The organism is Oleiphilus sp. HI0080 (genome assembly GCF_001635135.1).
In genome coordinates this window covers 1-14,906 of record NZ_LWFU01000424.1, presented here as the reverse complement: position 1 = coordinate 14,906, position 14,906 = coordinate 1, and the positions used below count along the sequence as shown (strand labels likewise).

At 47.7% G+C, this 14,906-nt stretch carries 17 protein-coding genes and 1 pseudogene; 1 reads left to right on the top strand and 17 read right to left on the bottom strand.

Annotated features, from left to right (window positions below; all coding sequences use genetic code 11):
- From A3751_RS08115 to A3751_RS08095, 5 genes and pseudogenes are all read right to left on the bottom strand, one after another.
- A pseudogene (locus tag A3751_RS08115) lies at positions 1 to 512 on the bottom strand (mechanosensitive ion channel family protein); the annotation flags it as partial.
- Between the two features lie 2 nt (positions 513 to 514).
- Positions 515 to 1,555 (bottom strand): beta-N-acetylhexosaminidase, encoded by a 1,041-nt coding sequence (gene nagZ, locus A3751_RS08110; RefSeq protein ID WP_068454191.1) that lies wholly within the window; start codon positions 1,553 to 1,555, stop codon positions 515 to 517.
- Between the two features lie 2 nt (positions 1,556 to 1,557).
- The gene (locus A3751_RS08105; protein WP_068454188.1) at positions 1,558 to 2,037 is read right to left on the bottom strand and encodes a L,D-transpeptidase; all 480 of its coding nucleotides are present in this window, start codon (positions 2,035 to 2,037) and stop codon (positions 1,558 to 1,560) included.
- A 56-nt stretch (positions 2,038 to 2,093) separates the two neighbouring features.
- On the bottom strand, positions 2,094 to 2,738 hold the full coding sequence (locus A3751_RS08100; RefSeq protein WP_068454184.1) for a TetR/AcrR family transcriptional regulator: 645 nt from the start codon (positions 2,736 to 2,738) through the stop codon (positions 2,094 to 2,096).
- An 84-nt stretch (positions 2,739 to 2,822) separates the two neighbouring features.
- Positions 2,823 to 3,674 carry a hypothetical protein gene (locus A3751_RS08095; RefSeq protein WP_068454181.1) on the bottom strand — a complete coding sequence of 284 codons (852 nt, stop codon included), beginning with the start codon at positions 3,672 to 3,674 and terminating at the stop codon, positions 2,823 to 2,825.
- Between the two features lie 112 nt (positions 3,675 to 3,786).
- Between A3751_RS08095 and A3751_RS08090 the strand changes: the two genes are divergently transcribed.
- Positions 3,787 to 4,407 carry a riboflavin synthase gene (locus tag A3751_RS08090; RefSeq protein ID WP_068454178.1) on the top strand — a complete coding sequence of 207 codons (621 nt, stop codon included), beginning with the start codon at positions 3,787 to 3,789 and terminating at the stop codon, positions 4,405 to 4,407.
- Positions 4,408 to 4,440: 33 nt separating this feature from the next.
- On the opposite strand, the gene A3751_RS08085 is transcribed toward A3751_RS08090, so the two are convergent.
- The 12 genes from A3751_RS08085 to urtB all read right to left on the bottom strand — a co-directional run.
- Positions 4,441 to 5,592 (bottom strand): DUF6160 family protein, encoded by a 1,152-nt coding sequence (locus tag A3751_RS08085; protein ID WP_068454176.1) that lies wholly within the window; start codon positions 5,590 to 5,592, stop codon positions 4,441 to 4,443.
- A gap of 174 nt (positions 5,593 to 5,766) precedes the next feature.
- Positions 5,767 to 6,381: an urease accessory protein UreG gene (ureG, locus tag A3751_RS08080; protein WP_068454174.1), complete on the bottom strand. Its 615-nt coding sequence runs from the start codon at positions 6,379 to 6,381 to the stop codon at positions 5,767 to 5,769.
- A gap of 1 nt (position 6,382) precedes the next feature.
- The gene (locus A3751_RS08075; RefSeq protein ID WP_068451787.1) at positions 6,383 to 7,033 is read right to left on the bottom strand and encodes an urease accessory protein UreF; all 651 of its coding nucleotides are present in this window, start codon (positions 7,031 to 7,033) and stop codon (positions 6,383 to 6,385) included.
- A gap of 12 nt (positions 7,034 to 7,045) precedes the next feature.
- The gene (ureE, locus tag A3751_RS08070; RefSeq protein WP_068454172.1) at positions 7,046 to 7,495 is read right to left on the bottom strand and encodes an urease accessory protein UreE; all 450 of its coding nucleotides are present in this window, start codon (positions 7,493 to 7,495) and stop codon (positions 7,046 to 7,048) included.
- A gap of 17 nt (positions 7,496 to 7,512) precedes the next feature.
- Complete coding sequence (ureC, locus tag A3751_RS08065; RefSeq protein WP_068454170.1) at positions 7,513 to 9,219, bottom strand: urease subunit alpha; 1,707 nt, start codon at positions 9,217 to 9,219, stop codon at positions 7,513 to 7,515.
- Between the two features lie 10 nt (positions 9,220 to 9,229).
- Positions 9,230 to 9,535: an urease subunit beta gene (locus tag A3751_RS08060; RefSeq protein ID WP_068454167.1), complete on the bottom strand. Its 306-nt coding sequence runs from the start codon at positions 9,533 to 9,535 to the stop codon at positions 9,230 to 9,232.
- Between the two features lie 8 nt (positions 9,536 to 9,543).
- Positions 9,544 to 9,846 carry an urease subunit gamma gene (gene ureA, locus A3751_RS08055; protein ID WP_068454164.1) on the bottom strand — a complete coding sequence of 101 codons (303 nt, stop codon included), beginning with the start codon at positions 9,844 to 9,846 and terminating at the stop codon, positions 9,544 to 9,546.
- Between the two features lie 15 nt (positions 9,847 to 9,861).
- The gene (locus A3751_RS08050; protein WP_068454161.1) at positions 9,862 to 10,755 is read right to left on the bottom strand and encodes an urease accessory protein UreD; all 894 of its coding nucleotides are present in this window, start codon (positions 10,753 to 10,755) and stop codon (positions 9,862 to 9,864) included.
- 32 nt (positions 10,756 to 10,787) lie between these two features.
- On the bottom strand, positions 10,788 to 11,483 hold the full coding sequence (gene urtE / locus A3751_RS08045) for an urea ABC transporter ATP-binding subunit UrtE (protein WP_068454157.1): 696 nt from the start codon (positions 11,481 to 11,483) through the stop codon (positions 10,788 to 10,790).
- A gap of 2 nt (positions 11,484 to 11,485) precedes the next feature.
- Positions 11,486 to 12,307 (bottom strand): urea ABC transporter ATP-binding protein UrtD, encoded by an 822-nt coding sequence (gene urtD, locus A3751_RS08040; RefSeq protein ID WP_082863122.1) that lies wholly within the window; start codon positions 12,305 to 12,307, stop codon positions 11,486 to 11,488.
- Between the two features lie 11 nt (positions 12,308 to 12,318).
- Positions 12,319 to 13,419, bottom strand: a complete 1,101-nt coding sequence (gene urtC / locus A3751_RS08035; RefSeq protein ID WP_082863120.1) for an urea ABC transporter permease subunit UrtC — start codon at positions 13,417 to 13,419, stop codon at positions 12,319 to 12,321.
- Between the two features lies 1 nt (position 13,420).
- Positions 13,421 to 14,906 (bottom strand): urea ABC transporter permease subunit UrtB (gene urtB, locus A3751_RS08030; RefSeq protein WP_068454151.1); only part of this gene is annotated, 1,486 nt, incomplete at its 5' end.

The window sequence follows — 14,906 nt, the reverse complement described above, 5'->3', positions numbered from 1 at the left end:
ACACCACTGATACTAAAACCAAGTGTTTGCAGGGCAACAAGCACTGCCGTAATGATAATCGAAGCACGCAGTAGCTTTCCGAGCGCATGGACTGTTGTCTGATCCATAGGCTCTCGAACGCGCTCGGGATCGACAAGCAGGTTCTCAGTATGAGCGATAAACCCGACAACGAACCAAGTAAGACAGAAGATCACACCAATACGCTGCAACGGCTCTACCAAATCGAAGGCCGCGATATCCGCATATCTGTTGGCCGTGTAGGCCGCCATAGAAAGGCCAATAATCCAAATCGCAAGCGATGCTGGCCTCCGGGCAGCGTGCAACAGTGCGTCATCCCAAAGATTTTCAGTCTTTTCAAAATGGTGCTCAATATGCGTAAAAACGCGCTTTGACACGAAGCTAGCTAGCGCAGTAAGTAACACGACTGCGAATATCTCTATCGCGCTTTGGGCTGCGGCATCCTCATAGCCCAAACCAGTTAAAAATGCATTCAAACTAGCTAGAATATCCATCTCTAAGCTCCTCTAGAATTAAGTTGGTTTGCAAGTTTTACGGCGTTACGCCAACGTTCCGTTTGCCTGAGCTCAGCCCATCCTATACGTGTCTTGCCAAGCATATTAGTTAAGCGGGCGCTAGATTGGGCGCTTGACTCAAAATCAGCTAGGTGTGTAACCACCGCGTCTGCAGCGAGAGGGTTGTTGCACACTAAAACCATATCGCACCCTGCTGACAACGCCGCATCCGCACGTGCCTCAAAGCCTCCTGCTACAGTAGCGCCCTCCATTGACAAGTCATCGCTGAATATAACGCCACTAAACTGACAATCGTTTCTCAAAATATCAATCCATATGCGCGAAAACCCGGCGGGTTGGTCGTCAACCTTTGGATAAATAACATGTGCCGGCATAACAGCATCCATGCCATGCTCGCACATCTCTTTGAAGATACGCATATCGTGAGACGTAATTTCCTCAAGTGATCGACCGTCAACCGGAATGTCTACGTGCGAGTCTGCGCTCACCGCGCCATGCCCAGGAAAATGCTTTCCCGTGCTCGCCATACCAGCTTCATGCATACCGGCGATAAACGCAGAACATAGCGCTACAATAATGGTTGGATCAGACGAAAATGCGCGATCACCGATCACATCAGAAATACCGTAATCTCTATCCATGACCGGTGCAAAGCTAATATCGATATCGAAAGCGCGCAACTCCGACGCCATTAACCAACCGAGTTCTTTTGCGTCGCGGAGTGCGTTTTCCTTGTTAATTTCATACGCCATCCCGAGTGTTTGCATGCATGGTAGCTTCGTAAAACCTTCGCGAAAACGCTGCACGCGTCCTCCTTCATGGTCAACGGCAATAATAACGTCTCTTCTGGCAGCGCGAATTTGGCCAATCAAAGAAGCAAGCTGTGCTTGTGATTCGAAGTTACGCGTAAATAAAATGACACCGCCGACTAGAGGGTCGACAAGACGACTAATCTCGGATGTTGTTAAGTGAAGGCCTTCAAAGTCAATCATGACCGGACCAAGCTTAGGTTCGATATGCATTTCTACTCTTTTATTATGACTTGGGTGTAAATAGGTGTGTGCGAAAATAGCTCAGCGACATCATAAGTGCGCATTCTGATACAGCCATGAGACGCAGGGATAGACATCGGCTGGGAATCTGGCGTTCCGTGGATGTAGATGTATCTCGTTTTCGTATCCACATCGCCTAAGCGATTTAATCCTGGTTCACAACCACTGAGCCACAGAATTCGCGACAAAATCCAATCCTTGTCTGGATTCTCTGCTTCGAGTTCAGGAGAGAAAAGCGCTACTTGCGGCTCTCGTCCGACAAAAACAGTGTTAGTTGGTAGTTGGTAGCCAAACTTGTCCTTCACGAGGTGTATTCCGAGAGGCGTAGCGAAAGATCCTTCTTGCTGCCCGACCCCGTTCTTAGCGGTGGATATCGGGTAAGTTTTTCGCAACGCTGTGGAGCGAAGCTCCAGTGTTTGTTGACTAATACTGATGAGGATTTGGGTAATCATAAGTGACTCGCCAGAGAAACAGCGCCAGACTAGCAACAGTGCGAGCAAGAATCTACTTAATTAACATCCATTGGTGGTGCCGTCAGACCCGCTAGAATAAACGGGACAAGAAGCTCTACAACTTCTTCAGGATTTGCTTTTGCAGATTTACTGTTTTCTAGTATTTCAGTCAGAGGCTGCAGACTAGACATCGTGAAGGCAACGGATCCAAGCGTAAATTGAGTACGCCAGAATCGTTCTTTAAGGGTTAAGCCGGGTGTGCTCAAACGGATCAACTCTAGAAATAATCGAAACGTTTTCGCATACTCTGCCTCCAAATAGCGCCGCAGGTGGCCTTGTGATTGAGTGTACGCCAAGCCCATTAGGCGCATAAAAATCGCGACACCATTTTCATGACTAGTAGGTATTTTCAACAAGCTCTTTGTATAAAGCTTTAAAATCTCTTCGAGACTTGGGATGTTGTCTACGCCCCAGCCATTTTCAACGGACGCCTTTTCCATAATCTCACTTAAGGGCCCTAGGAAGCGTGAAAAAACGGCTTGGATCAAAGCATTCTTTGAACCAAAATGATAATTTACTGCGGCAAGGTTCACGTTAGCCTTGCTCGTAATCATGCGAAGGGAGGTTTCTGAAAAGCCTTTTTCAGCGAATAATAGTTCCGCGGCATCCAGTATTTTGTCGACCGTATCTACTTGTGGCATTTTTAGGCAATCTATTCTAAACAACTGTTTTAAACATACGTTTGGATACAAGGCATGTCAAGTTGGTTGCCCAAGATATGGCGACTAGGTATCAGCTAGTGAAAAGCCTTCGCTCAAGTAGATTGTTTGTAATTTCTTATAGGCTTTTTGCGCTTCAATCATAAACATGAGGTAAAGCCGAAAGTGCCGCGGCGTCTGCAAAGCGAACGCTAATTTTCCCGCCTTTGAATATCTAAGAAGCACTGTGAATTGTTGGTTATACAAATGCCGATTGTATTTACCCAGCGCTTCGCAACGCCACGCCAAGCCACCATTCCCCTCTAAAAATGCGACATGACCACGCGCTCCACGCGTAATTTTTTGTCGCCGTGACATCAACTCAGTTAAAGAGGGTCGATTAGTAAACGCACTCTGAACCGTTGAGAAAGCCAGAAACATCATCAACGCGCTCAGCCCTAACGCTATGCCCGAAACCGCAGCCGGTAGAAGCCCCCCAAGTCCAATGATAAATATGCCAAGAGCGATACTTCCACCCATAATCAGCAAATCTCTCGTTTTGCGGGCAGAATCAATGCTCCAATTATCGGGGTACCCTTCCATACTCAAAACTTGAAGGTTTACTAGATTGACGCGCTCACAACTTGCCAAAAGTCGCTTCTGCGTGGCGAAATCATGAAGTGTCTCTTCATCAATAGGTCCGTCTTTTAATTTAAGCGTGGCTGCACTGCCTGCGGGCGGCTTGTCTTGATCGGCTGCGGGATCTTTCACACCAAAAGCGGGTTTTTTATCCGCATTAGGTGTTCTGCTACGAATATTCCGAACACCGCGCTCTTCTGACTCGGGACGTGAGGCTTCTGCTCGTTTTTGAGGCGGCACTTCGTTTCTAAGCAACCCTGAAGCTACCGCATTTTGATTCTCTGGATTTGCTTTCGACACGCACTACTTCCTTAATGCTCTTAATAGGTTATATCGGTAGAATAGACGGATTCTTTAATGCAATACGAAGCATAATTACTGTTCGATTTTTTAGCCCAAAGGAGCAAACGCCATGTTTACTGGTATCGTCCAAGGTAAATCAGAAGTGACAGCGATAGAAAAACGTGACGCTCTGAGCTCAATAACATTCCGATTCCCCCCGGACGCCTTAAGCGGCTTGCAGCGCGGGGCCAGTATCGCGATTAACGGTTGCTGCTTAACTGTTACGACATTCGATACCGCACTCTCAGTTGCACGTTTTGACGTCATGAAAGAATCGCTGAATGTGACAAACCTTGGGGAGCTTGCTGTCGGCTCAATCACGAACTTTGAAAGGGCTGCGAAAATTGGTGATGAGATTGGTGGCCACATGATGAGCGGCCACATAAGTTCAACCGTTAAACTGTTAGGTCGTAACGAAACAGAGACAAACTGTGAGCTCATTTTCGAATGCCCGAACAAACTTCAGCGTTATGTTCTACCCAAAGGATATATTGGGATCAATGGATGCAGTCTCACCATTGGCGCTGAGGTCACCGAACGCTTTAGCGTCCACCTTATTCCAGAGACGCTAGAAGTGACCACTTTTGGCCAGTTACAGGAAGGTACGAGCGTTAATATTGAAATCGATCCAAGCACTCAGGCGATTATAGACACTGTTGAGAGGTATATGACGGAGCGGCCAGCGAACTAAGCTTCTTGAGTCGAGCTTAGCTTCGTCCCGCCACTAGTGCGCTGAAATCGTTAGATTGGTTCCGTGGATCACGAAATCAGTGAAGTATACTTCACCAATACTGGTTTCAGTGTCACCAAACTGAATATGGGGTAAGTCCCAGTCCCAGCGCACATTGATATCATAAATTGAAACACCGTCAACACCATAGTCCTTGATGTCAGCAGGCCCGCCCCCGGCTATCGCCCCTAACTCACTGTATGCGGGAATAATGTCCGTCGCTGCAGCAATCTTTTGCTCAACACTGGCAAAGCCAAAACTGCCTAAGGTATCTGCGCCCCGCTCGTTGTGAATACGCATATCTCTTAGTGTGAGGTATGGATTGGTCACATTTCGATCAATAAATGTATTGGTCGCATTATTAGTGCTATCAACATCCAAGTCTTCAACGCGGAATTTTACGTCGATTGCAATATGAGAATCACCCAATCGGATTCCGTCGGGCTCCCCTTCTTCATCAGTTTGGGAGAAACCATTGCCGTCATTGGTGATCATAATATCGAGATAACCGAGATAGGCCTCAATCGAAAGATTACGAGTCAACACGGTTTCTTGAGATCCATCTGAAGATCGAAGTCCGAGCTCACCCTGCGTAATCTTAAAGTCGATAGAATTTTTCATCATCTCAAGATTGTCTGCATAATCTGCAGTGGTATTCTTAGTGAGCCCATCGGGAGAAAAATAACCGAAATCCGTAGCACTAACATGGATCAATAAATCGCCGTCCCCCAGCACTTCTCCGATTTCGCCGGTACTCTGATCTTTATATTTTGCCGTAGCCCAAGCAACATCGGCCTCATTGGGGTCTAAGAATCCGAGCTCAGACCACACTACGTAATCAGAAAAACCTTTCTGAATACGCTCGTTAGGACCAGAAATATCTATTTTTGCTCGAAGATTATCAGCAAAGCCGCCGTCGATGCCGCCAAAACTCATATCACGAATGAACAAGCTGCCCGCATCAACGTATTCAAATTCGCCGATGGTATGCTTCGTCTCGATATCGATAGTGAGCCCAGCCTGCCCCCTGATATTGTTTAACGCCACTTCATCAAGAGGTTGGAGTTCCGCCACGACGATACCTGACGCGCTTGCAATCGCAACGCACAGCGCCGTCTTTTTGGCTTGAGCTTTCATCGAGATCATGTTGGACAACTTTATCAACGGTTCATTTATTTTTATGTTCTAAGCGTCAACTTGAGGAAGAGCAGAGGCTGCACGCTGTTACAAACTTTAACATAAACCGCGATTACTTAGCCATATAGAGTGAAGTGAGTGAGATCAAGTGTGTGACAAAGATCTCACTCGAGGGTGTGGAGGCTAGGCTGGTCTAAGCATTCCTCTATCTTGGATAAAGGCAATAATCGTATCAACGCCCTGCTTCGTGTTCATATTGGTAAAAATGAAGGGTTTATCGCCTCGCTGCGCTGTAGCATCACGCTCCATCACTTCAAGAGAAGCGTTTACCTGCTGAGCAAGATCAATCTTATTAATAATCAATAAGTCAGATTTGGTAATACCAGGTCCGCCCTTACGCGGAATCTTATCTCCCGCGCACACATCAATCACGTAGATTGTCAGATCGGATAATTCAGGACTAAAGGTTGCGCTTAAATTATCACCACCACTTTCAACGAACACGAGCTCAAGGCCATCATGCCGAGCCTGAAGCTCGTCAATTGCCGCCAAATTCATGGAAGCATCCTCACGAATCGCGGTATGCGGACAGCCACCCGTTTCAACGCCCATGATCCGGTCTTCCTCTAATGCCTCATGCCTCAGCAAAAACTGCGCATCTTCTTTTGTATAAATGTCATTTGTCACGACCGCCATGTTGTAGCGGTTGCGTAGCTCGGCACAAAGGTTTTTCAAAAGCGCGGTCTTGCCCGACCCGACAGGCCCACCAATGCCGACACGAAGACATTGTGTTGTCATATTAACTCCTAAATAATCTTGAATATTGTGTTTCATGCTGTGCACTGAACAAAACCTGTCCAGGTAGTGAGCCCGCGATCTCAGAACGAGTACTTCCAACAACATGTGAAATGACTGGACGCAATGCAAGCAGAATAGCTTGCGCGTCCGTTTGACCTAATGGAATCGCTTTACACGCTACGGCCGTCTGGTTCTCTAACCAACTCCAAAGAAACGCCGTCTCCAACTCTTCTTGCGATAGATCTAAGGCATTCGCCGCCCAAGCATAGCCAACAAGAAAACTAGGCTTTTGCGGCATGTCCATGCCCTCAACCTTTAACTCTTGCGTCATAATCAGCCTTTTCAAGCTCTGACCCAAGTTTACCTCTTCCATGTACAGTTCGGCCGTTTCGCGACTCGCAAATACCACTTGATTAATGGAATCCAGCTGTCGCTGATTAACTTCCCTAATTGCCTGGTTGATCTGCCTAAGCAAAGGGAGATCAAGATACGCTAGCCCTATCGACATGAAGTCCCTGCACCATTTAAGCAAGCTCTCTCTATCGCTTACAGCTTCATTTTCGATCGCTTTCTCTAGACCTTGAGAATAAGCAAAAGAACCGATTGGTAAGGTTGGGCTTGCCAAATAGAGTAGTCCAAGCAGATTCGCCATTACACGTACCCTTTAGTGATGATGGTGTCCGCCTGCATATGCACCCTGTTCGGGATCGAAGCCGGCGGAGACGGTAGTTGTACGCATGCCGAGCTGCTTCAACATATCTTCTAAAATATAGTCTGGACGCATTCGTAAACGCAGCGCTTCTACTTGAATGGGGACATGGCGATTCCCGAGGTGGTAGCAGCATTTACTGAAGGTAAGCCAATCGTCACAAGTGGCCTCAACAAGGGTTTCGTTCGCAGATTTTACAAGCACCAACTCACCAGAAGAGCACTCTAGAACATCCCCATCACGAAGCACCTTGCCTCGTTCGAGGAAGAGGCCAAGAGGTTCACCGCTAACAGCCGTCGCTTTCAAGCGGCCCTTAGTGCGCTGATCATAGTCGAGAACGACGGTCAGCTCAGGTTCTCTCGGGGGAGCGCCATGAAGATGGAGCTTTTTTACGACTTCAATCATTATTATCCTAACTCGCTCTAAAACAAATAGTACCGCTGAGACAAAGGCAACTCCGCCAGAGGCTCACACTCTAAAAGTACACCATCAGCCTTCACTTCATAGTTTTGAGCATCTACCTCGATGACAGGCATCGCCGCATTATGAATCATGTCTTGCTTACGAACATTCCTTACCGACTTACAGGCACTGACTTCCCGGTTAAGCCCGTATTTTTGTTTAATGTTATCGTCGACCGCTGCTTGAGATACAAATGTTAAAGATGTTGCGTTTACCGCGCGCCCCATCGAACCAAACATCGGCCGATAATGCACAGGTTGTGGTGTTGGGATGGATGCATTCGGATCACCCATTGGCGCTGCCGCGATCATGCCGCCTTTCAGTATCAGGCTAGGTTTCGTTGCGAAGAACGCTGGTTTCCAGAGCACCAAATCGGCTAATTTCCCTACTTCTAAACTACCCACCTCATGTGCGATGCCATGCGTGATTGCCGGGTTGATCGTGTATTTTGCTATATAACGCTTGGCACGAAAGTTATCGCAACCAAGCTCCTGATCTTCTGTTAGCAAGCCGCGTTGTACTTTCATTTTGTGGGCTGTTTGCCATGTCCGGCTAATCACCTCACCAACACGCCCCATCGCCTGAGAATCGGAGGCAATCATCGAGAACGCGCCCAGATCATGCAGAATATCCTCTGCGGCTATCGTCTCTTTTCGAATTCGGGAATCGGCAAATGCAACGTCCTCGGGGATATCTGGGTCGAGGTGATGGCAAACCATCAGCATATCGAGGTGCTCGTCTATCGTGTTGACGGTGTAGGGTCGAGTCGGATTCGTCGATGAAGGCAACACGTTATCGTAACCGCATGCTTTGATAATGTCGGGGGCATGACCGCCGCCTGCGCCCTCGGTATGATAAGTATGAATACCACGCCCTTTGAATGCAGCGATCGTGTCTTCTACAAACCCCGATTCATTTAGAGTGTCTGTGTGGATCGCGACTTGAACATCATATTCCTCGGCGACCGACAAGCAGTTGTCGATCGAGGCCGGTGTCGTACCCCAATCTTCGTGGAGCTTCAGGCCAAATGCGCCTGCTTTGATTTGCTCAGCAATTGGTTCCGGTTGGCTGACATTTCCCTTACCAAGAAACCCGAAATTCATTGGCAAATCGTCCGTTGCCTGCAGCATCTTTTTGATATGCCATGGCCCTGGCGTGCAGGTTGTGGCGTTAGTTCCTGTGGCAGGCCCTGTCCCACCACCAAGCATCGTTGTGGTGCCGGACATCAAGGCTTCTTCGACCTGTTGCGGACAAATAAAGTGAATGTGCGCGTCGACGCCGCCGGCCGTGAGTATCTGCCCCTCCCCTGCGATCACTTCCGTTCCCGGACCAACATTCATGGTTACGCCTTCTTGCGTGTCAGGATTTCCGGCCTTACCTATCGCAACAATGCGGCCTTCTTTAATACCGACGTCAGCTTTAACGATCCCCCAATGATCCAGAATCAGCGCGTTGGTAATAACTGTATCAACCACCTCGCTTGCAAGGGCTTGGCTTTGGCCCATGCCATCGCGAATGACCTTTCCCCCACCGAATTTTACCTCATCACCGTAGTTGGTTAAGTCTTTCTCAACTTCGATAATGATCTCTGTATCACCTAAACGCACTCGGTCACCGGTAGTAGGGCCGAACATGTTGGCATACGCCTGCCTGCTAATCTTGCTCATACATCTCTCCCTAGACCTTACCCATCACATCGCCACGAAACCCAAAGATTTCTCGTTTTCCCGCATAGTCAACAAGTTGAACAGTCCTGGACTGACCTGGCTCAAAACGAACAGCTGTACCGGCAGGGATATCGAGCCGTTTTCCTGTCGCTAAAACTCTATCGAACTCCAGCGCAAGATTGGTTTCGGCAAAGTGATAATGAGATCCAACTTGAATTGGTCGGTCTCCAGTATTTGCAACTTTGATCTCGGTGGCGGTACGACCGGCATTTAGCTCAATCTCACCATCCTGAATAAAATATTCGCCTGGTTTCATAGTGACTCCTAAACGATTGGATTGTGGACAGTGACGAGCTTTGTCCCGTCTGGAAACGTTGCCTCAACTTGAACTTCATGGAGCATGTCTGCGATACCATCCATGACGTCCTCAGCATTCAGAATATTACGGCCTTCGCTCATCAACTCCGCGACTGTTTTGCCATCACGAGCGCCTTCCATTATTGCTGCGGATATGAGTGCGACCGCTTCGGGATAATTTAATTTTACACCCCTTTCCTTACGACGCTCGGCGAGCAATGCGGCGGTAAAAATCAGTAACTTGTCTTTTTCTCTAGGACTCAATTCCATGAATGTTCTCCGGTATTAGGTGAGCCAGATGCGCGGCATAATTGGCTCTGCGCCCAAAACTTGGGGGCGTATATGCTGCCAAATTGAAATGAAGGTATTCCGTAATTGCTCCACGTCTTGCGATAAAGCGCGCACGATTAGGAGTTTGTGTCTGTGTGTAGCACCAATGCTCGTATCCTTAATGTCCAGCGCACTCATATGCTGCCGAATCAATTCTACCCACGTTTTGTATAAGTCCTCTTCTTCGGGTACGGCAATGAACAAGCTCCCCATGTGCTTGTAGCCCATTAGCCCCACAGAGCTCTCGAGAATGACCAGCTCGGGATCGGTGCGAAAGCCTTCATGCAACACTAAATCGCCCTCAATGGAAATCGAGATCTGCTGCGAAAGGCTCCCGGAATCAAACCAGTAACCGCCATAAGGCCGACCAAAGCTCACCATATCCCAAGCAATCAATCTGCCCTTTGCGGACACCTCAATTGTCGTTGAGAGTCGAGCATTTGCACCGTTAAACAAAATATTCTCTTGAGGCAGAAATTCAAGAGAAGCACCGTCACTAACCGACAGCTGTATGTTCTGGGTCTGCACGACGTTTGCACTATCGGCCGAATATATCTTTCCCGCGGACGGAGTAGTAATGAAAGCATTAGCATTAGAGTCGACCGAAACGTCGATATCAATTTGATCGCCGCTCACCATGCCTCCAGGGGGGTGAAGCAGGTAGGTGTGGCATCGACCGTGTTCAGGGTAAAACGGCCTTTGCACTCTTAGCGGTCCTTCAAACTGCATTTTGGATAAAACCGTTTTATCGGACCGTTGACGATAACCAAGCGCGAGTCTCGCTTTCCACGCTCGATTATTGCCATAGGTTGCCGCTTCTGGATGCTTGCTCTCGACGACTAAACTCATATTTTTATTGCTTACTCTAAAGTAGGTTTAGTCTATACGGTTAAATATTTTCGCACCAGATCATCGTTGAGTTCGGTTAAATCTCCCGTCGCTACTTTGCGTCCTCGATCCATAATAATAAAGTTATCGGAGGTTCTTCTAACAAAGGGCAATTTTTGTTCGACCAAAAGAACTGTCAAGCCAATATCTCTGTTCAGTTTACGAATTATGTCTCCAATCTCTTGCACAATGTTTGGTTGAATCCCTTCAGTCGGCTCATCGAGAATCAAAAGCTTAGGGTCAATAACAAGAGCACGACCAATCGCTAGTTGCTGCTGCTGGCCGCCACTTAAGTCGCCACCTCTTCGGTGCCTCATGTCATGCAAGACTGGGAATAGCTCATAAATGAAGTCAGGGATTTGCTTCGCCTTGTCTTTTCGAATTGGCAAGCCGATCTGAAGATTTTCTTCAACTGTGAGCATGGGGAAAATCTGTCTTCCCTGCGGCACGTACCCGATTCCAGCGGGCGCGCGCCCTTCTGCTGAAATTTTTGTTAGATCAATGCCATCGAACATAATTGTCCCGCTTGCAGGCTTTAGTAAGCCCATGACACAGGACAACAGTGTCGTTTTTCCGACACCATTTCGTCCCATTAAACATGTACACTTGCCCGCCTCGATCTCGATGTCCAGATCCCAAAGAGTATGGCTCTCACCATAAAATTGATTCAGGTTTGATATTTGTAGCATGGTTACTCTCCGAGATAGACTTCTTTAACGCGCGGGTTGTTTTGGACATCGTCCATGCTTCCCTCTGCCAAAACAGAACCTTGATGAAGCACTGTGACGGTTCGAGCAATTGAGCGGACAAAGTCCATATCATGCTCAACGACCACGACGGAGTGCTTGCCCTCCAAGGAAATTAGAAGTTCTGCGGTTCTATCCATCTCCTGATGCGTCATGCCAGCCACTGGTTCATCTACGAGCAACAATCGTGGTTTTTGCATAATCAGCATGCCTATTTCTAGCCACTGCTTCTGACCGTGCGACAACGAGCCAGCGCGTTTTAAACCTTCATCTTGCAAGCCAATGAGCTCAAGCGTTTCCTCAATTAATAGCAATTGCTCCGAAGTCAGCTTCGCAAAAAGATTACCTAAGACCGCTTTGTTGCCTGCCATCGACAGCTCAAGGTTCTCGAAAACACTTAGCTCTTCGAAGACCGTGGGTTTTTGGAATTTACGGCCAATCCCGGCCTCTGCGATTTCTGGCTCGGTCATCTTAAGAAGATTGATCTTCTGCCCGAAATACACGCTTCCCGTATCGGGCTGGGTTTTGCCGGTGATGATATCCATCATCGTGGTTTTTCCAGCGCCGTTAGGGCCGATGATGCAGCGAAGCTCGCCCTCGTTTATATAAAGATTTAAATCGTTGATTGCCTTGAAACCATCAAAGCTCACGCTGACGTCTTCCATATAAAGAATGCAGCCCTTCCGTACATCAAGATCGGGGTTCTCAGTTGGTTGTATGAAATCGAATACGTGATCTTTGTCTCTCACCGCATCGATATAATTCATGATTGGATTGCTCATGCTGCAGCCTCCTTACGTCCGATTAGGCCAGCAATGCCTTTGGGTAAGAAGATTGTTGTAATCACAAACAAGCCGCCGAGAGCAAACAGCCATACTTCCGGCAATACGCCAGTAAAATACGTCTTCGCGTAATTCACCGCGATCGCACCAACGACCGCACCGTAAAGCGTAGCCCGGCCACCTAACGCGACCCAGACGACGAGCTCAATGGAATTTAACGGTGAGAATTCATTTGGATTAATGATGCCTACTTGAGGCACATACAAAGCACCGGCAATGCCTGCTAGCGCCGCAGAGAAGGTCCAAATCCATAGTTTGAAATTCTCTACTTTGTAGCCAATAAAGCGGGTTCGAGACTCAGCATCACGAATCGCCATTGCTACACGCCCCAGCTTTGACGTGACAATAAAGCGACAAGCAAGATAACCAAAGGCCAAAGCAACGGCCGACAGAGTAAATAACGTCAGTCGTGTCGCGTCAGATTGTAAATCAAAACCTAAAATGTCTTTGAAATCGGTTAAGCCATTGTTACCACCAAAGCCCATTTCGTTTCGATAAAACGCCAACATCAATGCAAATGTAAGCGCCTGGGTAATGATCGACAGATACACGCCTGTCACTCGCGACCGAAAAGCGAGCCACCCGAAAACAAAAGCCAGCACACCAGGTGCAACGACTACCATTAATGCAGCAAACCAAAATTGATCGAACCCTTGCCAAAACCAAGGTAACTCGCTCCAATTAAGGAACACCATAAAATCCGGCAATAAAGGGTCGCCATATACACCTCGGTCTCCGATCTGCCGCATAAGATACATACCCATCGCATAACCACCGAGCGCGAAGAACGCACCATGGCCTAAGCTAAGTATTCCCAAATAACCCCAGATCAAATCGACGGCTACAGCGAGAAGCGCAAAAGTAAGATACTTGCCCAGCAAGGTTACGGTGTAAGTTGGTATATGCAGCGCACTGCCTGGAGAGAAAACCGTATTGCAAATGATGACTAATACGGTGACTGCCGCGAGGACCGCCAAAAACGTTTTCGTCGCTCTATCGAAAACCACGTTCTGATTCATATTTTTTGAAGTTAACATCTTAAGCCTCCGCTGCTCGACCTTTTTGCGGGAACAAGCCGCGCGGTTTTTTCTGTATGAACAGAATGATAAATACCAGCACAAGAATCTTGGCAAGCACAGCACCGGAAACAGGTTCCAGAAGTTTGTTGGCCACACCTAAAGACATGCCAGCCACCAACGTTCCCCATAGGTTTCCTACACCACCAAAAACGACAACCATGAAGGAGTCAATGATATAAGACTGACCTAAGTTAGGGCCAACGTTTGTCAATTGACTAAGCGCTACTCCCGCAACTCCCGCAATCCCGGAGCCTAATCCGAACGTCAATGCGTCCACCCACTCCGAACGTACACCCATTGCACGCGCCATTTCTCTATTCTGCGACACTGCACGTACCTGAAGACCAAGAACCGTCTTTTTGAGGATAAAGAACAACAATGCAAACACAGCCAAACAAAAAATAATGATGTACAACCTGTTTAGCGTGAGGGAGAAAATCGGGTTGATATCAATCGAGCCAGACATCCACTCTGGTGTCTCTACGCTGCGATTAAGAGGCGAAAAGATACTACGCACCGCTTGCTGCAATACTAAACTGATGCCGAACGTCGCCAATAGCGTTTCTAAAGGTCGTCCTTTTAAAAACTGAATCACACCACGCTCAATAGCAATACCCACCAAACCGGATACGACAAAAGCGGCCGGAATCGCAACAATAATGGATGCGCCAATCGAATCCGGCATGAGCAACTGAATCACATAGGTTGTATAAGCGCCTATCATGATCAATTCGCCGTGCGCCATATTGATACAGCCCATTACACCAAAGGTAATCGCGAGCCCAATCGCCGCAAGCACCAATACCGACCCAAGACTTAGACCAAAAAAGATGGTCTCCATCCAGCCGTAAAACTCGGCTTTATCCTGTATTTTTGCGAGCGCTTTTTCGGCTGCTGCGGAGAAAGGTGCCTCACCCTTTTCAACAACTTTTTGTAGTCGGTTTCGCACTTGAGGTTGGAGGCTTTCGGAAAGCGTTTCGATCGCCTTGAGCTTGATGGATGTATTCTCGCTTTCTAGTGAGTCTAGCGCTATGACGCTATCCAACAAGAACAGTATGTCTGCATTTTTCTCAACTTGTCTTTGCTCGTGGACAATTTCAAGTGCTGTTTCGTCTGCACCAGAGAGTAACGACTCCACCGCTGCTTGCCGTTTCTCCACATTACTATGCTGGAGGTTTTTGGCTGCGAGATAAGCCCGAATTTCACGACGCAGATTATTATTAACAGGAACGCGTTTTATAGCCCGCTTTTTGGTAATGAGTTCCGATTTAGATGGTTCATTTAAGTAGACAACCTGCATACCCTCACTCGACTTAGATTCGAGTACCACAAGTTGTTTTTGTTTTTTATGGCGGTACAGATCGCCATTCAATAGAGCTTCTAGCGCCATATCAGCGCTTTCATTTTTTGATGCGATGAGCTTACTCACGCCTTGCTCAACTTTT